We start from the raw sequence: 22367 nt of genomic DNA, 5'->3' as shown, positions 1-22367 counted from the left end.
TCTGTATCAAGGATGAATCACCCATGTCTGGCACCGATCCCGTCATCAGCCTCGAACGTTTCAACGAATCCCATCTCGAAGGCGTCGCCGCGCTCTACAACGAAACGGCGGTCACGCGCCAGGTGCTGCAGATGCCTTATCAGTCCGTAGAGGTCTGGCGCTCGCGCATTGAAGCAGGCAACGAGCGCGCACTGAAACTGGTGGCCCTGCATCAGGGCGCAGTCATCGGCCACCTGGGGCTTGAACAGTATTCGCGAGTGCGTCGCAGCCATGCGGGCAGCTTTGGCATGGGCGTCGCGTCAGCGTGGCAGGGCAAGGGCGTGGGCTCGAGATTGCTCAGCGCCGCCCTGGACATCGCCGACAACTGGATGAACCTGCAGCGGGTCGAGCTTTCGGTGTATGCCGACAACGAAGCGGCTATTGGCCTGTACCGCAAATTCGGTTTCGAGACCGAAGGCCTGTTTCGTGACTACGCCGTGCGTGACGGGGTGTTGGTGGATACCTTGAGCATGGCGCGCCTGCGTCGCACGCTCGCCTACCGCTGATTGGCGGGCAGCGCAAAAAAACACCGCTGGCGCGTTTAGTCGTACGCCGGCGGCTCGCTTCTGCCATGCTCAATGTCCGCAGTACTGCTTCAACCAAAGGACACCGCAATGGACGACGTACAGCAATTGGGTCAGATGCTTCGCCAATACGCAGATAGCGAAGCGCACAAGAAGCAACTGTTTGAGGCGCAATCGGCCGTGTGGGCGACGCGTATAGGCGAGTTGTTCGACCAGATCCAGCTGTGGCTGGAACCGGTCAAGACGCCCAACCTGCTGGAAGTCAGTCGCGAGCCTTATGTCGCATTCGGGCCGAGTGTTCCGGTGGAAACGTCGAACTTCAAAACCGAGAAACTGAGCATCGTGATCGCTGGAAAACCGGTGGAATTCGTTCCCGATGTGATGGGTACGGGCGGGCAGATTTCCCTGGCGGTCATGGGCTTGACGGCTGCCCGTTATGGCAGCGTTTCGCTGGTCTGCCTGCCGCCCTCCAACAGCTGGCAGTGGCGCAAGACCAACGGCCTGAAGGACCCGGATACCTTCGCCTTCGATGCGAATTTCCTCGCGCAGCAACTGCAGAGCCTGATCCCCCGCGAGCGCGGCTGAAAGACAGATCACACAAGCTGATCTTGTGGGATCTGACTCTGGGGGAGTGAACCTGCCCGCCGTTATTTCAACGCCGGGTCCCCCATGTTCATTTTCTTCCAGCCTTGCAGCAGCACCTGGGCCTTGGGTTCCTGACCGTTCTCCAGGTAATACTGGATCAGCGACAGCCGTGCATTGCGATTGGCCGGCTGTTCCTTGAGCAGCCGTTCCAGCTCCAGGCAAGCCTCGTCCACCTTGCCGCTGTCGTGCAGCGCCACGGCCAGCACATAGCCGTATTGCGCGTTCTGCGGCTCCAGTCGGGCCGCCCTGAGCAGGGCGGGCATGGCCTGGGCGGTTTTGCCGGCGCGAATGAGTGCCAGGCCTTGGGAATGCTGGAGCAGCGCTGCTTCCGGATGGTCCTTGAGGCCCTGGTCGAGGAGTGCCTGGGCTTCCTGTCCGCGTCCGGCCGCTTCCAGCCATTGCACCAGGGTGACCAGTGCCGGGTAGAAGTCGGGGTCGCGCTTGAGCGCAGTGCGCAACAAACCTTCGACTTCAGCGCTGCGCCCGCTGGCCTGATACAGCATGGCCAGGTTGAGGTTGGCTTCGGCACGTTCGGCCAGGCTTTTCTGCACCGTTTCATACTCTCCGATCGCCACGTCCCAATTGCCCCGGGTGTTGCCCAAACCATCCCGGGCCGCGCCGAGCAGTTCGCGCGCGGCGGCAATTCGTACCGCCTTCACCGGGTCAACCAGCAATGGCGTCAGCAGGGGGGGGCGTTCGGCCGGCGGCAGGAAGGCGCTGATCGCCCGGACGGCGCTTTCACGCACCTGGGCCGCCGGGTTGTTCAAGTCTTTGCTTGCCAGTTTCAAGGCCTGTTCGCTGGGGTACAGTGCCAACTCGGCCAGCAGCGTCGCGCGCTGGATGGCTGGCAAATTGCTGCGTTGCAACTGCTCGTACAGGGCTTGGGCGGCACCGGGCTGGCCATTGCGGATCAGCCATAGGCTTTCGTCGTAGCGCGGGGCCTGCGCGGCAGGGGCGGTGTTCCAGAGCTTGAACTGTTCAGTCACCTTGTCACCGGCCTTGCCCTGGTGACAGGTCAGGCAGGCGTCCGGCGTGCCGAGTTTTTTTGCTCGCTCCGGGTTGGGAATGCTGAAGCTGTGGTCGTGACGGAAGTCGTTGCCCATGTAGAACTTGCCGGGCATATGGCAATCCACACATTGCGAACCGGATTGCCCCGTGGTGTGTCGCGTGTGTTCGATGGAGTCGTAGTTCTTCGCTTGCAAGCCCTTGCCGTCCACCCCGGCGACGGCGGTCTTGCCCGCCGTGTTGTGGCATTGCAGGCAGACGCCATTGCCGGGGGCCTTCAGCTCGTTACTGTGAGGGTTGTGGCAATTGCTGCAGCGCACGCCCTTGTCGGCCATTTTGCTCTGGGCGAAGGAGCCGTGCTCGAACACCTCATCCTTGATCTTGCCGTCCAACGCGTACAGTTCGCGCGTCAAGGCGCTGGGCAGGTAGTCGTCCATCAGCCGCTTGCCGACGGTAAAACCGTCTCCCAGGGGCGCTCGCCGGGAATGGCAGCGAGCACAGGTTTCCAGTTCGACGGTTGCGTTCTGATCCTTGAGGTCCACGGCAAAACCCTTGTGGACCAGGTCACCTTTTTTCGCTGTCCACTGCAGATGGTTCGAGGCCGGGCCATGGCATGCCTGGCAGCCGACACCGAGGCTATTCCACTGACTGTCGAAGGTGTTTTTTGCGGCATCGAAATTGCGCTTGAAGCCGGTGGTGTGGCACTCGACGCACATGAAATTGGCGTTCTGGCTCGGCTTGCTCCAGTGCAACGGGTTTTTGAAGTTCACACCCTGTCCCGGGTACAGGTGAAACCAACGATGCTTTTCAGTATCCCACGCCACACCCAACGCCTGCAGACGACCCTCGCCGACTTCTATCAGGTATTGCTGCAAAGGCGCGATGCCAAAGGTATAGGCCACCTTGAAGTCCGCATTCTGGCCATCGATGCCAGGGGTATTGACCCAGAAAGCATCGTCCTTGCGCGAGAAGCGTGTGGTTTCGTTTTCTGCCTTGAAGCTGACGTTAATAAAGTCACCCAGCACTGTGTCGGCATTGGCGTCCTGCATGGCCAGTTGGTGATGGGAACCTTGCCAGTCCTTGACCTGGGCACTGTGGCAGCCTTGGCATTGCACTTCGTCGACCATGGTCGCGGCGGCCATTGCGACGGGGCGCGCCTGGGCTGGTTGGGCCGTCGGGGCAGGTGCGAGGGCAACCGGGGTTGATGTGCTGCTCAGCAGAAACCAGCCGATCCCCGCCACAGCCATGAGCAGCGTTGCGATGATGACTGCAAACAGCAAGCGACCCGTCGGGTTGGAAGGCGAATCAGGTGTCGACTCTGCAGCTTTATTCTTATGTTCAGGCATTGCGACTTCCGTAGTCCAGGTGCCATTGCCTTCAGGCGCGCGTGCAACATCGGTGCAGCTTTGCCGGGTGCCCGGCCCCGTGTCAATTACCTGTTGTGAAGCAGCCCGCAGCCTTGATGAACTTTCTGATTTTGCAACGCATTATCCCAGGCTTTGGCTATACCTGTAGCACTGCTTCCCTAATGTTCGTTGGTCACTTACAGGAGTTTGCGCATGAAGTTAGTGTCAATGATGAGCACGCTTTGCATTGCCTCGATTGGCGTGGTGGGTTGTGCCAGCAAAGTCGTGGAGCCGGACCAGTATTCGGGGTTTCTCAAGGACTACAGCCAGCTGCGCGAGGCGCAATCGCCGTCGGGTGCCACGGTGATGCGCTGGGTTGACCCCAAGCTGGATATCAGCAAGTACACCAGCGTGTACGTGGAACCGACCCAGCTCTATCCGAAGCCGCAGCCGACGGTGAAAATCCCCCAGGCCACCCTCAATGGCATCACCGGTTACTACGACCAGGCGCTCAAACGCGAAATTGGCAAGTCCTTGCCACTGGCCGCAGGGCCTGGCCCGGGTGTGATCGTGGTGCGCGCCGCCATTACCGCCGTCAGCAGCAAGACTGAAGGCCTGAAGCCTTATGAAGTGATCCCGATTGCCCTGGTGGCGGCTGCGGTGAGCACGGCCAGCGGTATTCGCGACCAGGAAACCGACCTGGCGACTGAAGCGGTGTTTCTCGATGGCGGCAACAACCATGTGCTGGCACAAGTCGTGCGCAAGGGCAGCGGCAAGCCACTGGAAAACGATAGCCAGGTGATGAAAGCCGATGACGTCAAAGGCGTGATCGATGGCTGGGCGGCGGATCTGCATCAGTCTTATCTGAAGCTCAAATCGAAGTGATGTGGGGAGGGGCCTTCCTTGATTGCATGGATGTCCGTTGCTGCAGCAATGGTAACTGTGTAGGAGCCAGCTTGCTGGCGATGGACGCGAACGATAACGCGTCCATCCTGAATACACGCAATGCCCTCCGTAAAGGGCTCAGTGCTGTCCGTCCGGGCCCGCAGTCTTACCTCCTGCTCGCGTAATTCAGTGGTGGCTTCAGTGCCGAAATCTTCTGCGGCATGCACCCGACGAATCTCGATTGCGGTGTCAGCGCCTGGCATGATGCCGGTTTCGAATCCCGGCTCACCCGTAGGAGCTGCCGAGTGAAACGAGGCTGCGATCTTTTGATCTTGTTTTTTATAATCAAGATCAAAAGATCGCAGCCTTCGGCAGCTCCTACGGGGATTTGGTGACAAGCACCATCTGTCCCGACAGCTGCTACACAGCTCCTGCGCAGCTTGTGCAGGCGCTCGACGTCAACGATTACGAGACACTGGTTGATACACCACAATTTGTATCCGGGCATAGGTCGCCAGCCCATTTCGTGGTTAACTTCGGCCTCTTCAAAAATCTCCACATCAACGTTCAGAAGGACTCAGTTCATGGCTCAAGTCACTCTTAAAGGCTCTCCGGTTCAAGTCAACGGCCAACTGCCACAAGCCGGTTCCAAGGCGCCAGCCTTTTCCCTGGTCGCCGGCAATCTGTCCGACGTGACCCTGGCAAGCTTCGCCGGCAAACGCAAAGTGCTGAACATTTTCCCAAGTGTCGACACCCCGACCTGCGCCACCTCCGTGCGCAAGTTCAACGCCCAGGCCAACGACGTGGCCAACACCGTGGTGTTGTGCATCTCCGCTGACCTGCCGTTCGCCCAGGCGCGTTTCTGCGGTTCCGAAGGCCTGGAAAACGTGCAGAACCTGTCGACCCTGCGCGGTGCCGAGTTCATCGAGAACTACGGCGTGGCGATTGCCGACGGTCCGCTCAAAGGCCTGACCGCCCGTGCGGTAGTGGTCCTGGACGAAAACGACAACGTCCTGCACAGCGAGCTGGTCAAGGAAATTGCTGAAGAGCCGAATTACGAAGCGGCGCTTGCTGTATTGAAATAAGTTCGGGCTTACAATTGTTAACGGCCTGGCCCTGTCCAGGCCGTTTTCATTTGTGTATCTGTATCAGTGTCTTGGACAAACATCCTGTTACGTAAGCCGAAAGTAAATTGCCGGTAAAGCCGCTTTGCTTAATACCCGCCAGTGCTTATCGTTCAGCCTCCCGTAGAAGAAGCCCACGCGCCCAATGGTTGATCATTCAATGCAATCCTCCTCCCGTAGTCCCCGTCGCTGGCTGTTCGGCCTGCTAGTTCTGTTGGTCGTCGCTGGCGTCTGCTGGAAATTCTGGCCCGCAGGCGACCAGAAAGAGCCTGCAGGGCAGAAAGCTGCAGCCGGGCATACCGGCAAATCCGGGGGGATGCGGCCGGGGTTCGGCGGCGCGACCGGGCCGATTCCGGTGCGGGTGGCGCCGGCGGTGAAGGGGGATTTCCCCCTTTACTACAAGGCGCTGGGTACCGTTACCGCGCTCAACACCATCAATGTGCGGAGCCGGGTCGGCGGCGAGCTGGTGAAGATCGCCTTCGAGGAAGGCCAGATGGTCAAGGCCGGCGACCTGCTGGCGGAGATCGACCCGCGTCCATACCAGAATGCCTTGCTTCAGGCCGAGGGCACTCTGCTGCAGAACCAGGCGCAGTTGAAAAATGCCCAGGTGGATGTCGAACGCTACCGTGGCCTGTATCGCGAAGACAGCATCGCCAAGCAGACCCTGGACACTGCCGAGGCGCTGGTGGGCCAGTATCAGGGCACGGTCAAGACCAATCAGGCAGCAGTCAACGACGCCAAGCTCAATCTTGAATTCACCAAAATTCGTGCACCGATCGCCGGCCGTGTAGGTTTGCGTCAACTGGACGTCGGCAACCTGGTGGCTGCCAATGACACCACGGCCTTGGCCATCATCACCCAAACCCAACCGATCAGCGTCGCCTTCACCTTGCCGGAAAACAACCTGAGCGTGGTGCTGGAGCGTTATCGTTCGGGGGCCAAATTACCTGCTGAAGCCTGGGACCGGGGGGACACCAAACTGCAGGCGACCGGCGTGCTGCAGAGCCTCGACAACCAGATCGACGTGACCACCGGCACCCTGAAATTCAAGGCCCGCTACGACAACCGCGACCAGTCGCTGTTTCCCAACCAGTTCGTCAACGTCCACCTGTTGGCCGACACCCTGAAAAATGTCGTGCTGGCACCTTCGGCGGCGATTCAGTTTGGCACCAATGGCACCTTCGTCTACGCACTCGATGGCGACAAGAAGGTCACCATTCGCCAGTTGAAAGTCGGTGCCAGTGACGGTGACAACACCGTGATCACCGAAGGCCTGGCGGCTGGCGACCGTGTGGTGCTCGAGGGTACCGACCGCCTCAAGGAAGGCAGTGAAGTGGAAGTGGTCAATGACAGCAAGGACGTGCCGACCGCGCCGACCGAACACCTTCAGGGCAAGTCGGCGGCGTCGACGCCTGATAGCACTGCGACCGACAAGGCGAAAAAGGGCGGCGCATGAACATCTCGCGGCTGTTTATCCTTCGCCCGGTAGCCACTACGCTCAGCATGCTGGCCATTATCCTGGCCGGCATTATCGCCTACCGCTTGCTGCCGGTGTCGGCGCTGCCTCAGGTCGATTACCCGACCATTCGCGTGATGACGCTGTATCCCGGCGCCAGCCCGGATGTCATGACCAGCGCCGTGACCGCGCCGCTTGAACGCCAGTTCGGGCAGATGCCCGGCCTCACGCAGATGGCTTCGACCAGTTCCGGCGGCGCCTCCGTGCTGACCCTGCGCTTTAGCCTCGATATCAACATGGACGTCGCCGAGCAACAGGTCCAGGCCGCGATCAACGCCGCTACCAACCTGCTGCCCAGCGATCTGCCGGCACCACCGGTGTACAACAAGGTCAACCCGGCGGACACCCCGGTGCTGACCCTGGCAATCACCTCCAAGACCATGTTGCTGCCCAAGCTCAATGACCTGGTCGATACGCGCATGGCGCAGAAAATCGCCCAGATCAGCGGGGTCGGCATGGTCAGCATCGCCGGCGGCCAGCGCCAGGCGGTGCGGATCAAGGTCAACCCGGAAGCCCTGGCGGCCAACGGCCTGAACCTGGCCGACGTACGCACCCTGATCGGCGCGTCCAACGTCAACCAGCCCAAAGGCAACTTCGACGGCCCGACCCGGGTGTCGATGCTCGATGCCAACGACCAGCTGACGTCGCCCGCGGACTACGCCAACCTGATCCTCGCGTACGCCAACGGCGCGCCGTTGCGGCTCAAGGACGTGGCAGAGATCGTCGACGGTGCCGAGAACGAACGGCTGGCCGCGTGGGCCAATGAAAACCAGGCGGTGCTGCTTAATATCCAGCGCCAGCCCGGGGCCAACGTCATCGAAGTAGTGGACCGGATCAAGGCGCTGCTGCCGAGCATCACCGACAACCTGCCGGCCGGTCTCGAGGTTACTGTGCTCACCGACCGCACCCAGACCATCCGCGCCTCGGTGACGGACGTGCAGCACGAACTGCTGATCGCCATTGCCCTGGTAGTCATGGTCACGTTCCTGTTCCTGCGTCGCGCCAGCGCCACCATCATCCCCTCGGTGGCCGTGCCGCTGTCGCTGATCGGCACCTTTGGCGTGATGTACCTCGCCGGGTTCTCGGTCAACAACCTGACCCTGATGGCCCTGACCATCGCCACCGGGTTTGTGGTGGACGATGCGATCGTGATGCTGGAAAACATTTCCCGCTATATCGAAGAAGGCGAAACCCCGTTGAATGCCGCGCTCAAGGGCGCCAGGCAGATCGGTTTCACCCTGATTTCCCTGACGCTGTCGCTGATTGCCGTACTGATTCCGTTGTTGTTCATGGCCGACGTGGTAGGGCGCCTGTTCCGCGAGTTCGCCATCACCCTGGCGGTGGCCATCCTGATTTCCCTGGTCGTGTCCCTGACCCTGACGCCGATGATGTGCGCGCGGCTGCTCAAGCGCGAGCCCGAAGAAAAAGAGCAGGGGCGTTTCTATCGTGCCAGTGGCGCCGTCATCGACTGGATGATCGCCGCTTATGGGCGCAAGTTGCAGTGGGTGCTCAAGCATCAGCCGCTGACGCTGCTGGTGGCGATCGGCACTCTGGCGCTGACGGTGTTCCTGTACATGATCGTGCCCAAGGGTTTTTTTCCGGTGCAGGACACCGGGGTGATCCAGGGCATCTCCGAGGCCCCGCAGTCGATTTCCTTTGCGGCCATGAGCCAGCGTCAGCAGGACCTGGCGAAAATCATCCTGGCTGACCCGGCGGTGGAAAGCCTGTCGTCCTACATTGGCGTCGATGGTGACAACTCGACGCTCAACAGCGGGCGCCTGCTGATCAACCTCAAGCCTCACAGCGCCCGGGACCTGAGCGCCAGCGAAATCATCGCCCGGCTGCAACCCGAAGTAGACAAACTGGTCGGTATTCGCCTGTTCATGCAGCCGGTGCAGGACCTGACCATCGAGGATCGGGTCAGCCGCACGCAGTACCAGTTCAGCATGTCGTCCCCGGACTCGGAGTTGCTCAGCCTGTGGAGCGGCCGTCTGGTCGAGGCCCTGGCCCAGCGACCCGAGCTGACGGACGTGGCCAGCGACTTGCAGGACAAGGGCCTGCAGGTCTATCTGGTGATCGACCGCGACGCGGCGTCCCGGGTAGGGGTCTCGGTAGCGAATATCACCGACGCCCTGTATGACGCGTTCGGCCAGCGACAGATCTCTACCATCTATACCCAGGCCAGCCAGTATCGCGTGGTGCTGCAGGCGCAGTCGGGAGAGAAAATCGGCCCGGATGCCTTGAACCAGATCCACGTCAAGACCACCGATGGCGGCCAGGTGCGCCTGTCCAGCCTGGCCCACATCGAGCAACGTCAGGCTCAGCTGGCAATCACCCACATTGGCCAGTTCCCGGCGGTGATGATGTCGTTCAACCTGGCTCCCGGCGTGGCGCTGGGCCATGCGGTGGACATCATCGAACAGGTGCAGCAGGACATTGGCATGCCACTGGGCGTGCAGACCCAGTTCCAGGGCGCGGCCGAAGCGTTCCAGGCGTCGTTGTCGAGCACGTTGCTGCTGATCCTCGCGGCGGTGGTGACCATGTACATCGTGCTGGGCGTGCTTTACGAGAGCTACATCCACCCGATCACCATCCTCTCTACCTTACCCTCGGCCGCAGTGGGCGCCTTGCTGGCGTTGCTGTTGAGTGGCAATGACCTGGGCATGATCGCGATCATCGGCATCATCCTGCTGATCGGTATCGTCAAGAAGAACGCGATCATGATGATCGACTTCGCCCTCGACGCCGAACGTAATCAGGGGCTGGACCCGGAAACGGCGATCTACCAGGCGGCCTTGCTGCGCTTTCGGCCGATCCTGATGACCACCCTGGCAGCCTTGTTCGGTGCGGTACCGCTGATGCTGGCCACCGGCTCCGGCGCGGAACTGCGCCAGCCCCTGGGACTGGTGATGGTGGGCGGGTTGCTGGTGAGCCAGGTCCTGACCTTGTTTACCACCCCGGTCATCTACCTCTATTTTGATCGTCTGGGTCGTCGTTGGGGCCATAAATCCGAACCCGTGGAAGCGGTAGAGCAGCCATGAACCTGTCCGGACCTTTCATCAAGCGGCCGGTCGCCACCATGCTGTTGAGCCTGGCGATCATGTTGCTGGGCGGCGTGAGCTTCGGCCTGTTGCCGGTATCGCCGCTGCCGCAAATGGATTTCCCGGTGATCGTGGTCCAGGCCAGCCTGCCGGGTGCCAGCCCCGAGGTCATGGCGTCGACCGTGGCCACGCCGCTGGAACGTTCGTTCGGGGCGATTGCCGGGGTCAACACCATGAGCAGCCGATCCAGCCAGGGCTCGACACGGGTGATCCTGCAATTTGACCTCGACCGCGATATCAACGGCGCCGCGCGGGAAGTGCAGGCGGCGATCAACGCGTCGCGCAACTTGCTGCCCAGCGGCATGAGGAGTATGCCGACCTACAAGAAGGTCAACCCGTCCCAGGCGCCGATCATGGTGCTTTCCCTGACCTCGGATGTGCTGGAGAAGGGCCAGCTGTACGACCTGGCCTCGACCATTCTGTCCCAGAGCCTGTCGCAGGTGCAGGGCGTGGGCGAAGTGCAGATCGGCGGCAGTTCCCTGCCTGCGGTGCGCATCGAGCTCGAACCCCAGGCGCTCAACCAGTACGGCGTGGCCCTCGATGATGTGCGCACGGCCATTGCCAATGCCAACGTGCGCCGGCCCAAGGGCGCGGTCGAGGACGGCGAGCGGCTGTGGCAGATCCAGGCCAACGACCAGCTGGAAAAGGCCAAGGACTACGAGTCGCTGATCATTCACTACGCCGACGGCGCGGCATTGCGCCTCAAGGATGTGGCCAAGGTCAGCGATGGTGTCGAAGACCGCTACAACAGCGGCTTTTTCAACGACGACGCCGCAGTGCTGCTGGTCATCAACCGCCAGGCCGGCGCCAACATCATCGAGACCGTCAACGAAATCAAGGCCCAGCTGCCCGCGTTGCAGGCCGTGCTGCCGGCCAGCGTCAAGCTGAACCTGGCCATGGACCGTTCGCCGGTGATCAAGGCCACCCTGCATGAAGCGGAAATGACCTTGCTGATCGCCGTGGCGCTGGTGATCCTGGTGGTGTTCCTGTTTCTCGGCAACTTCCGAGCCTCGCTGATTCCGACCCTGGCGGTGCCGGTGTCGCTGGTCGGTACGTTTGCGGTGATGTACCTCTACGGGTTCTCCCTGAACAACCTGTCGCTGATGGCGCTGATCCTGGCGACCGGGCTGGTGGTGGACGACGCCATCGTGGTGCTGGAGAACATTTCCCGGCACATCGACGAGGGTGTGCCGCCGATGAAGGCCGCTTATCTGGGGGCCGAAGAGGTCGGCTTTACCTTGTTGTCGATGAACGTCTCGCTGGTGGCAGTGTTCCTGTCGATCCTGTTCATGGGCGGCATCATTGAAAGCCTGTTCCGCGAATTTTCCATCACCCTGGCGGCGTCCATCGTGGTCTCGCTGGTGGTTTCGCTGACCCTCACGCCAATGCTCTGCGCCCGCTGGCTCAAGCCCCATACGCCGGGCCAGGAGAACCGCCTGCAGCGCGTCAGCCGCCGGACCAACGACTGGATGGTCGCCAAATACGCCACCAGCCTCGACTGGGTGCTGCGCCATCGGCGCCTGACACTGCTCAGTCTGTTCGTGACAATCGGCGTTAACATTGCGCTTTATGTTGTTGTTCCTAAAACCTTTATGCCGCAGCAGGATACCGGTCAGCTGATCGGATTCGTGCGCGGGGATGACGGGCTGTCATTCACCGTGATGCAACCCAAGATGGAGGTTTTCCGTCGTGCAGTATTGAAAGACCCCGCCGTTGAGAGCGTCGCCGGCTTCATCGGCGGCACCAACGGCACCAACAACGCCTTCATGCTGGTGCGCCTCAAACCGATCAAGGAGCGCAACATCTCCGCCCAGAAGGTCATCGAGCGCCTGCGCAAGGAGATGCCCAAGGTTCCCGGTGCGCAACTGATGCTGATGGCGGACCAGGATTTGCAATTCGGCGGTGGCCGCGAGCAGACCACCTCACAATACTCCTACATCCTGCAAAGCGCGGACCTGGGCTCATTGCGTGAGTGGTACCCGAAGGTCGTGACCGCGCTGAAGGCTTTGCCCGAACTGACGGCCATCGACGCCCGTGAAGGCCGCGGCGCTCAGCAAGTCACGCTGATTGTCGACCGCGATCAGGCCAAACGCCTGGGCATCGACATGAATATGGTCACTTCGGTGCTCAACAACGCCTACAGCCAGCGGCAGATCTCGACCATCTACGACAGCCTGAACCAGTATCAGGTGGTGATGGAGGTCAACCAGAAGTACGCCCAGGACCCGATTACCCTCAAGCAGGTGCAGGTCATTACTGCCGACGGTGCACGGGTTCCGCTGTCGACCATTGCCCATTACGAAAACAGCCTGGAAGACGACCGGGTCAGCCACGAGGGCCAGTTCGCCTCCGAGAGCATCTCCTTCGACATGGCCGAAGGCGTGACGGTGGAGCAGGGGACCGCCGCCATCGAGCGGGCGATTGCGCGGCTGGGCATGCCGGAAGACGTGATCGTCAAAGTCGCCGGGACTGCTGACGCGTTCGCTGCCACGCAGAAGAGCCAGCCATGGATGATCCTTGGAGCGCTGGTCGCGGTGTACCTGGTGCTGGGCGTGCTCTATGAAAGCTACATACATCCACTGACCATCCTCTCGACCTTGCCGTCTGCCGGGGTCGGCGCGTTGCTGTCGATCTATGTGCTGGGCGGCGAATTCAGCCTGATCTCGCTGTTGGGGCTGTTCCTGCTGATTGGCGTGGTGAAGAAGAACGCCATCCTGATGATCGACCTGGCCTTGCAGCTCGAGCGGCATCAGGGCCTGGCGCCGCTGGAATCGATTCGCAGCGCCTGCCTGCAGCGTCTGCGGCCCATCCTGATGACCACCCTGGCCGCGATTCTCGGGGCATTGCCTTTGCTGCTCAGTCGCGCCGAAGGGGCCGAAATGCGCCAGCCGTTGGGCCTGACGATTATTGGCGGGCTGATCTTCAGCCAGGTGCTGACCCTTTACACCACCCCGGTGGTCTACCTCTATCTCGACAAACTGCGCCATCGCTTCAACCACTGGCGTGGGGTGCGTATCGATGCTGCTCTGGAAACTCCGCTATGACTGACCGTTCGCTTTTCACCCTGGCCGCCCCCCTGGTCCCGGCTCGTGGCTCGTGCCTGCTGAGCCTGGCACTGTGCGTGTCATTGCTCAGTGCTTGCGCCATCGGCCCGGATTACCAGCGCCCGCAAGCGGCGGCCCCGGTGCAGTACAAGGAAGCGGCCGGCTGGCGTCAGGCCAACCCCAGCGATTCGCTGGCGCGCGGAGCCTGGTGGGAGTTGTATGGCGATCAGCAGCTCAACGGCCTGATCGACAAACTCAACAGCGCCAACCAGACAGTCGCCCAGTCCGAAGCCCAGTACCGCCAGGCCCAGGCCCTGGTGCGCAGCGCCCGTGGCGCATTTTTTCCGACGGTGGACCTGACCGTGGGCAAGAACCGCTCCAGCCAGGGCACCGGCAGCAGCAGTTCCAGCCTGAGCAGTTCTTCCAGTGGCATCCGTGACACCTACACGGCGCAGGCCGGTGTGAGCTGGGAGGCTGACGTCTGGGGCAAGCTACGTCGCGGCCTGGAAGCCGACACCGCCAATGCCCAGGCGAGTTATGCCGACCTGGCGGCCATGCGCCTGAGCCAGCAATCGGAACTGGTGCAGAACTACCTGCAGTTGCGGGTCATCGACGAACAAAAACGCCTGCTGCAAGCGACGGTGGAAGCCTACGAGCGCTCGCTGAAGATGACACAAAACCAGTACCGCGCCGGAGTCTCCGGCAAGGATGCAGTGGCCCAGGCGCAGACCCAGCTCAAGAGCACCCAGGCCGACATGGTCGACCTGATCTGGCAGCGCGCGCAGTTCGAAAATGCCATTGCAGTGCTGGTCGGCTTGCCGCCAGCACAGTTCAACCTGGCCGAATCCCGTGATATCCCGACCTTGCCGGAGGTGCCGCTGAACCTGCCTTCACAACTGCTGGAACGGCGGCCGGACATTGCCTCGGCCGAGCGCTCGGTGATGGCGGCCAATGCCAACATCGGCGTAGCCAAGGCGGCGTATTACCCGGACCTGACACTGAGCCTCAACGGCGGCTACAGCAGCAGCACCTCTTCAAACTGGATAAGCGTGCCGAATCGCTTCTGGTCCGTCGGCCCCCAACTGGCCATGACCCTGTTCGACGGCGGCCAACGCTCGGCTGAAGTGGACCGCAGCGAAGCCGCCTACGATGAGACCGTGGCCAATTATCGCCAGACCGTACTCGACGGCTTCCGTGAAGTGGAGAACTATCTGGTCCAGTTGAAGGTGCTGGAAGACGAATCCGAAGTGCGCCAGCAGGCGCTGGATGCGGCCCGGGATTCCCTGCGCCTGACCCAGAACCAGTACAAGGCGGGGTTGATTGCCTATATTGACGTGGTGGTTGTGCAGGCGACGGCACTGAGCAATGAACGCAGCATGCTCAGCCTGTTGCAGAGCCGGTTGATCGCCAGCGTGCAGTTGATTGCAGCGCTGGGCGGTGGTTGGGATGGGCAGCTGGAGCAGAATGCACAATAGCGCCCCTCCTGCAGGAGCGAGCGTGCTCGCGATGGACCTCAGAACACCGCGTTATTCCAGGCAAAACGCGTCGCCGTTAGCGTCCATCGCGAGCAAGCTCGCTCCTACAGATAAGGGTATTGCCCCACCGTTTAACTGTTCAAACAAGCGTTTCATCGGCTTGATGGCCTTTTGCTAATTTTCTCAGTGCGTTCCTCTTGAGAACCCGTACAATCGCCGACTTCAACACCGCCGAGCAGGGAAGCAATACGGGTCATTTCGAGAACTCCGATGCTTATTGGTAGCTATTCCCCCACGCTGGTTATCATTTCCCTGTTCGTCGCGATTCTCGCTTCCTACACTGCGCTCAACCTCACCGAACGTATTGCCACGGCCAAGGGCCATGCGGTTGCGTTGTGGACGGCTGGCGGCGCCTTTGCCATGGGTGTAGGCGTATGGTCGATGCATTTTATCGGCATGCTGGCGTTCACCCTGCCCATAGACCTGGGCTACGACGTCACGCTGACCCTGCTGTCGTTGCTGATTGCGATGCTGTCCTGTGGCTTCGCCCTGTGGCTGGTCAGCCAGCCCCGACTACCGGCCTGGCAGCTGCTGTTCGGCGCGCTGGCCATGGGCAGCGGGATCAGCGCCATGCACTACACCGGCATGGCGGCCATGCGCATGCAACCGGGCATCGATTACGATCCCGCGCTGTTCAGTGCCTCGCTGTTGATCGCGGTAGGTGCCTCGGGCGCGGCTTTATGGATCGCCTTCCGGCTGCGTCAACACACGCCCCACGTTGCGCTGATGCGCGCCGGTGCGGCAGTGATCATGGGCATCGCGATTGTCGGCATGCACTATACCGGGATGGCTGCGGCGCGCTTTCCTGACGGCAGCTTCTGCGGTGCTGCGTCCAGCGGCCTGAGCGGGAGCGGGCTGGACAACCTGGTGCTGATTACCACCCTGGCGGTGCTGACCATCGCCTTGCTGACTTCGATTCTCGACGCGCGGATGGAAGCGCGAACGGCGCATCTGGCCCAGTCACTGACCGAGGCCAATCGCGAACTGACCCAACTGGCCCTGCATGATCCATTGACCGGGTTGCCGAACAGGGTGCTGCTCGCCGATCGCATCGACCAGGCGATGCTGGTGGTGCGCGAACAGGGCGGCTGTTTTGCGCTGATGTTCATCGATCTGGACGGTTTTAAACCGGTCAATGATGCATTCGGTCACCATATGGGCGATCAGTTGTTGCGGGAAGTCGCCCAGCGCCTGCGGGTGGATCTGCGCAGTCAGGACACCCTGGCGCGAATCGGCGGTGACGAGTTTGTCTTGCTGGTGCAACTGGCCGAGCAGGATGACGCGCTGAATCTGGCCGCGCGCCAGGTCGGCTTGATTGCGCGCTCTTTCCGCGTCGCCGAACATGACCTGCAGATATCCGCCAGCGTCGGCATTGCGGTGTATCCGGGCAATGGCGAAACCGCCCAGGAATTGCTGATGAACGCCGATGCCGCGATGTATCACGCCAAGGGCACCGGCAAGAATGGCTACAGCTTCTTTGACGCTTCGATGAACAGTAACGCGCGAAAGCAACTGCAGCTGTTGCAGGACCTGCGCGCGGCACTGGAGCAACAGCAATTCAGTCTTTATTACCAACCCAAGTTCGACGCCGCCAATGGTCGTCCGGTCGGTGCCGAGGCGTTGTTGCGCTGGGTGCATCCGACCCAGGGCATGCTCCTGCCGGACAAGTTCATCGAGCTGGCGGAAAAGACGGGACTGATCATTCCGATCGGCGAATGGGTGCTCAATGAAGCCTGCCGTCAGATGCGCGAGTGGTATGTGCTGGGGTACACCGACTGGCGCATTGCGGTGAATCTTTCGGCATTACAGTTCTGCCATACCGGCCTGGTCCAGAGTGTCGCCAAGGCCCTGGCGACTCACCATCTGCCGGCCAACAGCCTGACGCTGGAAATCACCGAAACCACGGCCATGAGCGACGCCGATGCGAGCATGACGGTACTGCAGGCGCTGTCGGACATGGGCGTGGACCTGTCTATCGATGACTTCGGTACCGGCTATTCCAGCCTGATGTACCTCAAGCGCCTGCCCGCCAACGAGTTGAAGATCGACCGCGGATTCGTTCGTGATCTGGAGCGCGACAGTGATGACGCCGCCATCGTTTCGGCCATCGTCGCCCTGGGACAGGCACTGGGCCTGCGGATAGTGGCGGAGGGGGTGGAGACTGACGTGCAGCAGGACTTCCTGACGCAGTTGGGCTGTGACTCGTTGCAAGGGTATCTGCTCGGCCATCCGCTGCCGGCCGAGCGCTTCATGATGGATATTGTTCGTGGGGAGCAGATGGCGGCGGTCTGATGGACCGCGTCATCGTTCATCGCGGGCAAGCCTTGCCCGCGATGGCGTCAGTAATGACACCCCTGATCATGCAAAAACCGCCGATGGCGGTTATTCTTGACCCCGACTGCTTACGCAAAAAATGGGGAAAGTCAGCATGGACAAAGTCATCGTCATCACCGGTGGGGGCCGAGGCATCGGCGCCGCGACAGCGCTCCTGGCCGCTGAACGGGGCTATCGGATCTGCATCAATTATCAGGCTGACGAAGAAGCTGCACACGCGGTGCTCGAACAAGTGCGCGCAATGGGGGCCCAGGCGATCGCGGTACGCGCCGATGTGAGCATCGAGGATGAAGTGGTCGGGCTGTTCAACCGCGTGGACGCCGAACTGGGCCGTGTGACCGCTCTGGTGAACAACGCCGGCACCGTCGGGCACAAATCCCGGGTGGACGAAATGTCCGAGTTCCGCATTCTCAAAATCCTCAAGACCAACGTCCTGGCGCCCATTCTCTGCGCCAAGCACGCGATCCTGCGCATGTCGCCCAAGCACGGCGGCCAGGGTGGCAGCATCGTCAACGTGTCGTCGGTGGCGTCGCGCCTGGGATCGCCCAACGAATACGTCGACTACGCGGCTTCCAAAGGGGCGCTGGACAGCTTCACCATCGGCTTGTCCAAGGAAGTGGCGGGCGAGGGGATTCGGGTCAATGCGGTGCGGCCAGGATTCATCTATACCGATTTCCATGCGCTCAGTGGCGACCCGGATCGGGTGAGCAAGCTGGAGTCAGCGATCCCGATGGCCCGGGGTGGGCGGCCGGATGAGGTAGCCGAGGCGATTGTCTGGCTGCTGTCGGACAAGGCGTCGTATGCGACGGGGACCTTTGTTGATCTGGGTGGCGGACGCTAAGAGCTCAAGCTCTTTTGACTTTAAAAAGACCGGACAATCCGCCCAAGCGTCTCCATCGCCTTCTCCGCCGTCTCGTCCCAGGGACTGCCATAATTCAGCCGGATACAATTCCTGAACCGTCGGGTCGGTGAAAAAATCGGCCCCGGCGCGATGCTGATGCCTTGGGCAAGCGCCATCTGGAACAGCTTCAAGGAGTCCATCTGCTCCGGCAACTCAAGCCACAGGAAGTACCCGCCAGCAGGCTGGCTGACCCGCGTCTGTGCCGGGAAGTACCGGGCAATGGCCGCGAGCATTGCGCTTTGCTGCTCTTCCAGTGCATAGCGCAATTTGCGCAAATGTCGATCGTAGCCGCCGTGCTGCAGGTAGTCGGCAATTGCTGCCTGGGCTGGCATCGATGCGCACAGTGAAGTCATCAGCTTCAGGCGTTCGATCTTCTGCGCGAACCGCCCGGCAGCTACCCAGCCAATGCGGTAACCGGGGGCCAGGCTCTTGGCGAACGAGCCGCAGTGCATCACCAGGCCCTCGGTATCGAAGGCCTTGGCCGGTTTGGGGGCCTGTTGGCCGTAGTACAGTTCGGCGTAGACATCGTCTTCGATCAGCGGTACCTGATGGCGACGCAACAACTCGACCAGTTGCTGTTTCTTCGCCTCGGGCATGGTCGCGCCCATGGGGTTCTGGAAGCTGGTCATGCACCAGCATGCCTTGATCGGATGGCGCTCCAGGGTTTGTGCGAGCACGGCCAGGTCAATGCCTTCGCGTGGGTGCACGGGAATTTCCACCGCCTTGAGCTTGAGCCGCTCGAGAATCTGCAAGCAGGCGTAGAAGGCCGGTGCCTCGATGGCGACCAGGTCGCCGGGTTCGGTCACGGCCTGGAGGCACAGGTTCAGTGCCTCCAGGGCGCCGTTGGTGATCAACAGCTCCTCCATCGGCAACATCAACCCGCCCACCATATAACGCAGGGCGATCTGCCGGCGCAGTTGCGGATTGCCCGGCGACATGTCGGTGACCACCATGCGCGGATCCATGTCACGGGTGGCGCTGGCCAGGGAACGTGACAGGCGCTGCAGGGGAAACAGCGTCGGACTGGGGAACGCCGAGCCAAAGGGCACGGTGTTCGGGTCCTTGATCGAATCGAGCACCGAGAACACCAGTTCGCTCACGTCGACCTCGGTTGATTCGTTCACCTGACTGCTGATCTCCGGCTCGGAAAAAGGGCTCGGGGCGTGGGTGTTGACGAAGTAGCCGGAGCGCGGCCTGGCGCGGATCAAACCGCGCCGCTCCAGCAGGTAATAAGCCTGGAACACGGTGGATGGGCTGACCCCGTAGGTCTGGCTGGCGTAGCGCACCGACGGTACCCGCTGACCGGGGCCGAGGACGCCGGAGCGGATCAGTTCAGCGATGTCGTCGGCAAATTTTTCGTAGCGTTTCATTTAAAGCCTGGTCGGGTTGTTCTGTGAAATCGGGGGGACTTCTTCGCGGGCAAGCCTGCTCCCACAGGTTTTGCAGTGCGCTTGTGGCAGCACTGCAGTCTAAGGGATCAACGGTTCATCGGCGCAACAAACCGGCTCTTGGCTTCGCTGTAGATCCCGGGCTCATCCGTATCGACGATCTTGAACACTATGCTTTGCGAGCTGCTGCTCGGGCGCTGCGTGGTCATCGCCACGGACACCGGCACGTCGACAATTTCCCCTGGCGCCAGGCTTAGTTCGGTCTTGCCTTGCAACTGGAAGTCGTCACCCTCCACCAGCATCAGGCGATAGTCCTGGTGCTCCTGGGTCTTGTTGATGACCTTCAAGCTGTAGATGTTTTCGATCTGCCCCTGGCTGTTCTCGCGGAACAGCCCGCGGTCCTTGCTGACATCCAGCGAGACCATTGGCCGTTCCACCAGCGCAAGGGCGAGGGCGCCGATCATCGCCAGCAGCACGGCGGTGTAACCGATCAGTCGCGGTCTTAACAGACGCGTCTTGCCACCCTGCAGTTCGTGTTCGGAGGTATAGCTGATCAACCCAGGGGCGTAGCCCATTTTGTCCATGATCGAATCACAGGCATCAATGCACGCTGCGCAACCAATGCACTCCATTTGCAAACCGTCGCGGATGTCGATGCCGGTCGGGCACACCTGTACGCACAGCTGACAGTCGATGCAGTCGCCCAGGCCGACAGCGGCCGGTGCTACGTCACGCTTGCGCGGGCCACGGTTTTCCCCGCGAGCGAAGTCGTAGGAAATGGTCAGCGTGTCCTTGTCGAACATCACGCTCTGGAATCGCGCATAGGGGCACATGTGCATGCACACCGCTTCACGCAACCAGCCGGCATTGATGTAGGTGGCACCGGTAAAGAACAGGACCCAGAACAGGCTGACACCGGCCATTTGCAGGGTCAGCAGTTCTTCGGCGAGGGGCCGGATCGGGGTGAAGTAGCCGACGAAGGTCAGACCGGTGAGCAGGCTGATCGCCAGCCACAGCGTGTGCTTGGCCGAACGCCGCAGGAGCTTGTTGAAGGTCCAGGGGGCCGCTTGCAGTTTGATCCGCTGATTGCGTTCGCCTTCGGTGATTTTCTCGCACCACATGAAAATCCAGGTCCAGGAGCTCTGGGGGCAGGTGTAGCCACACCAGACCCTCCCGGCGAATACGGTGATCGCAAACAGCCCGAATGCGGCGATGATCAGCAGCGCCGAGAGCAGGATGAAATCCTGTGGCCAGAAGGTTGCACCAAAGATGTGGAATTTGCTTTCGGACAGGTCCCAGAGCACGGCCTGGCGCCCACCCCAATTGAGCCACACCGTGCCGAAGAACAGCAGGAACAGAAACCCTGCACCGCTCATGCGCAACGTACGAAACAGGCCGGTAAAACTGCGGGTGTGAATCAGATTGTCGCTGGACCCGGTCTTCGTCTTTGCACGCGAAGGCTCAAAAGTCTGGACGGACGGGGCACTCTCAAGGGTTCGGACGGGAATTCTTTCGCTCATGGTCTTTCGCTCATCAGCCTCCATCAGGCCGGAGTACTATGAGCGTCGATCTGTTTGCATAACAGACTCAGGTATCGCAATAAAAAGCGGATCAGATGGGCTCTGATCCGCCGTCTGCGACACTTTGAAGCAGCTGTCAGCCCGGTCCCTGTGCACCTGTCGCAAGCACTCGCCGGCCTGGTTGATCTGCGTCGGTCAAATCACCGAATCACTGTCGGTGGCTTTCAAATGCTTACGCCCATCTACAGCGCCTGCTACGGTCAATGCATCAGCTTCTGCTTCGGTGATGTAGACGCGCTGACCATCGAGTTCGACTGCCGACATGGCTTTGTCCGAATCGGTGATTACGGTGACGTCGGGACACAGGCGGATTTCTTCGCCGTTCTCGGTAGTGAAGAAGCAAGTCTGGTTTTCGATGCGAACGGTCATGGCGGAGTCCTTATTTCTGCGGGTTCTTCAACATTAGGCTATGGCCGGCCAGCATCGTTCGTTGCAACCGATTAATGGTTGGCGTGGTCCATCTTCCAGATCAATCACAAGGACAGCAGCATGAAAGCCTGGTGGCATGAAGTATGGGAAACCCTGCAAGCGGAATTCGCCGACATCGGCGATGCAGCACAATTGACACGAATCACTGTGAGACTGGTTATCGCCGCGATCCTGGGCGGCATTTTGGGGTTCGAACGGGAGAACAAAGGCAAAGCCGCCGGGGTGCGTACCCACATGCTGGTGGCATTGGGCGCCGCATTGTTTGTGCTGGTGCCGCAGATGTCCGGGTCCCAGGCAGATGCCATGAGCCGGGTGGTGCAGGGGGTAATTGCCGGCATCGGTTTTCTTGGCGCCGGGACCATTCTGAAAAATCCCGGAGGCGAAGAGGGCCACGTGAAGGGATTGACCACCGCAGCCGGGTTGTGGATGACCGCTGCGATCGGAGTATCGGCAGGCATGGGGCGGGAGTCTACTGCAGTGCTGAGTACGTTGCTGGCACTGGCGATTTTCAACGTGATGCCGAGGATTGTGAAGTTGCTGGATAAAGATCGGGGGGATGCGCCGTAACCATTGCCGAAGCAGCAGGCTCTTGCGCCTGTTGTAACGGCTCACTGCCCGGCCATCGACGACAATGACGGCCTACTGCTCTGCCATCGTCCGATCGCGCGTCTACGATCGCTGCCAACTGTAGGAGCGAGCTTGCTCGCGAAGAAGCTGAGAGCGCCGTTGAGTGTCAGGCTACCCTCGTCATCGTTAGCGCCCATCGCGAGCAAGCTCGCTCCTACAGGGTTCGCGGTTAAGGGTTACACAACCACCGGCGGCATGGTATCTGGCGGGTCTTCCCGAGGTGGTGGCACCGTTCCAGGCGGCTCCTGCTCTGGCACCGGCTGCGGATCGGTTGGCGGGATAACGGGATTGTCGATATTCGGATCCGGCGTTTCAACAGGGTTGGGAATCGTCATCGCTGCATC

The 22367-nt window shown here is 61.0% G+C and carries 16 protein-coding genes and 2 pseudogenes; 11 read left to right on the top strand and 7 right to left on the bottom strand.

The features are described from left to right. The first annotated feature begins 23 nt into the window (after positions 1-23). Together EQV97_RS04730 and EQV97_RS04725 are read left to right on the top strand one after the other, a co-directional pair. The gene (locus EQV97_RS04730; RefSeq protein WP_122839733.1) at positions 24-545 is read left to right on the top strand and encodes a GNAT family N-acetyltransferase; all 522 of its coding nucleotides are present in this window, start codon (positions 24-26) and stop codon (positions 543-545) included. Positions 546-653: 108 nt separating this feature from the next. After that, positions 654-1148, top strand: coding sequence for a hypothetical protein (locus EQV97_RS04725; RefSeq protein ID WP_122839734.1), 495 nt, complete (start codon positions 654-656; stop codon positions 1146-1148). Between the two features lie 62 nt (positions 1149-1210). On the opposite strand, the gene EQV97_RS04720 is transcribed toward EQV97_RS04725, so the two are convergent. Next, on the bottom strand, positions 1211-3559 hold the full coding sequence (locus EQV97_RS04720) for a tetratricopeptide repeat protein (RefSeq protein ID WP_240888526.1): 2349 nt from the start codon (positions 3557-3559) through the stop codon (positions 1211-1213). 213 nt (positions 3560-3772) lie between these two features. On the opposite strand from EQV97_RS04720, the gene EQV97_RS04715 reads away from it, so the two are divergent. Continuing rightward, on the top strand, positions 3773-4444 hold the full coding sequence (locus tag EQV97_RS04715) for a DUF3313 domain-containing protein (RefSeq protein WP_240888525.1): 672 nt from the start codon (positions 3773-3775) through the stop codon (positions 4442-4444). Between the two features lie 152 nt (positions 4445-4596). Here EQV97_RS04715 and EQV97_RS04710 read toward each other — a convergent pair. After that, positions 4597-4707: pseudogene (locus EQV97_RS04710) on the bottom strand (YciI family protein); the annotation flags it as partial. 321 nt (positions 4708-5028) lie between these two features. Between EQV97_RS04710 and tpx the strand changes: the two are divergent. The 7 genes from tpx to EQV97_RS04675 all read left to right on the top strand — a co-directional run bounded on the left by tpx (position 5029) and on the right by EQV97_RS04675 (position 17939). Continuing rightward, positions 5029-5529: a thiol peroxidase gene (gene tpx, locus EQV97_RS04705; RefSeq protein ID WP_045058627.1), complete on the top strand. Its 501-nt coding sequence runs from the start codon at positions 5029-5031 to the stop codon at positions 5527-5529. Positions 5530-5713: 184 nt separating this feature from the next. Further along, the gene (locus EQV97_RS04700) at positions 5714-7024 is read left to right on the top strand and encodes an MdtA/MuxA family multidrug efflux RND transporter periplasmic adaptor subunit (RefSeq protein WP_225569819.1); all 1311 of its coding nucleotides are present in this window, start codon (positions 5714-5716) and stop codon (positions 7022-7024) included. Further along, the gene (locus EQV97_RS04695; protein ID WP_122839739.1) at positions 7021-10125 is read left to right on the top strand and encodes an MdtB/MuxB family multidrug efflux RND transporter permease subunit; all 3105 of its coding nucleotides are present in this window, start codon (positions 7021-7023) and stop codon (positions 10123-10125) included. Before EQV97_RS04700 ends, EQV97_RS04695 begins: the two co-directional genes overlap by 4 nt. Beyond that, positions 10122-13229, top strand: coding sequence for an efflux RND transporter permease subunit (locus tag EQV97_RS04690; RefSeq protein WP_240888524.1), 3108 nt, complete (start codon positions 10122-10124; stop codon positions 13227-13229). Before EQV97_RS04695 ends, EQV97_RS04690 begins: the two co-directional genes overlap by 4 nt. Further along, positions 13226-14704, top strand: a complete 1479-nt coding sequence (locus tag EQV97_RS04685; RefSeq protein ID WP_240888523.1) for an efflux transporter outer membrane subunit — start codon at positions 13226-13228, stop codon at positions 14702-14704. Before EQV97_RS04690 ends, EQV97_RS04685 begins: the two co-directional genes overlap by 4 nt. A 270-nt stretch (positions 14705-14974) precedes the next feature. Further along, the gene (locus EQV97_RS04680) at positions 14975-17056 is read left to right on the top strand and encodes an EAL domain-containing protein (protein ID WP_122839742.1); all 2082 of its coding nucleotides are present in this window, start codon (positions 14975-14977) and stop codon (positions 17054-17056) included. Between the two features lie 136 nt (positions 17057-17192). Next, positions 17193-17939 carry an SDR family oxidoreductase gene (locus tag EQV97_RS04675; RefSeq protein ID WP_122839743.1) on the top strand — a complete coding sequence of 249 codons (747 nt, stop codon included), beginning with the start codon at positions 17193-17195 and terminating at the stop codon, positions 17937-17939. A 20-nt stretch (positions 17940-17959) separates the two neighbouring features. On the opposite strand, the gene mapR is transcribed toward EQV97_RS04675, so the two are convergent. The 3 genes from mapR to EQV97_RS04660 all read right to left on the bottom strand — a co-directional run bounded on the left by mapR (position 17960) and on the right by EQV97_RS04660 (position 21336). Continuing rightward, a complete protein-coding gene (gene mapR, locus EQV97_RS04670) occupies positions 17960-19369 on the bottom strand; it encodes a GntR family transcriptional regulator MpaR (protein WP_225569814.1) in 1410 nt (469 codons plus the stop codon). Between the two features lie 107 nt (positions 19370-19476). Further along, on the bottom strand, positions 19477-20907 hold the full coding sequence (gene ccoG / locus EQV97_RS04665) for a cytochrome c oxidase accessory protein CcoG (RefSeq protein ID WP_240888522.1): 1431 nt from the start codon (positions 20905-20907) through the stop codon (positions 19477-19479). 195 nt (positions 20908-21102) lie between these two features. Next, on the bottom strand, positions 21103-21336 hold the full coding sequence (locus tag EQV97_RS04660; RefSeq protein WP_045058618.1) for a DUF3203 family protein: 234 nt from the start codon (positions 21334-21336) through the stop codon (positions 21103-21105). Between the two features lie 120 nt (positions 21337-21456). Between EQV97_RS04660 and EQV97_RS04655 the strand changes: the two genes are divergently transcribed. Beyond that, positions 21457-21963: an MgtC/SapB family protein gene (locus tag EQV97_RS04655; protein WP_225569812.1), complete on the top strand. Its 507-nt coding sequence runs from the start codon at positions 21457-21459 to the stop codon at positions 21961-21963. 116 nt (positions 21964-22079) lie between these two features. On the opposite strand, the pseudogene EQV97_RS04650 reads toward EQV97_RS04655, so the two are convergent. After that, a pseudogene (locus EQV97_RS04650) lies at positions 22080-22160 on the bottom strand (outer membrane lipoprotein carrier protein LolA); the annotation flags it as partial. 39 nt (positions 22161-22199) lie between these two features. Continuing rightward, complete coding sequence (locus EQV97_RS04645; protein ID WP_163019444.1) at positions 22200-22358, bottom strand: hypothetical protein; 159 nt, start codon at positions 22356-22358, stop codon at positions 22200-22202. Between the last annotated feature and the right edge of the window lie 9 nt (positions 22359-22367).

Source organism: Pseudomonas sp. TMW22090 (genome assembly GCF_022496665.1).
Taxonomy (GTDB): domain Bacteria; phylum Pseudomonadota; class Gammaproteobacteria; order Pseudomonadales; family Pseudomonadaceae; genus Aquipseudomonas; species Aquipseudomonas gregormendelii.
The sequence above is the reverse complement of the archived record's forward strand: the minus strand, read 5'-3'. Positions and strand labels throughout refer to the sequence as shown.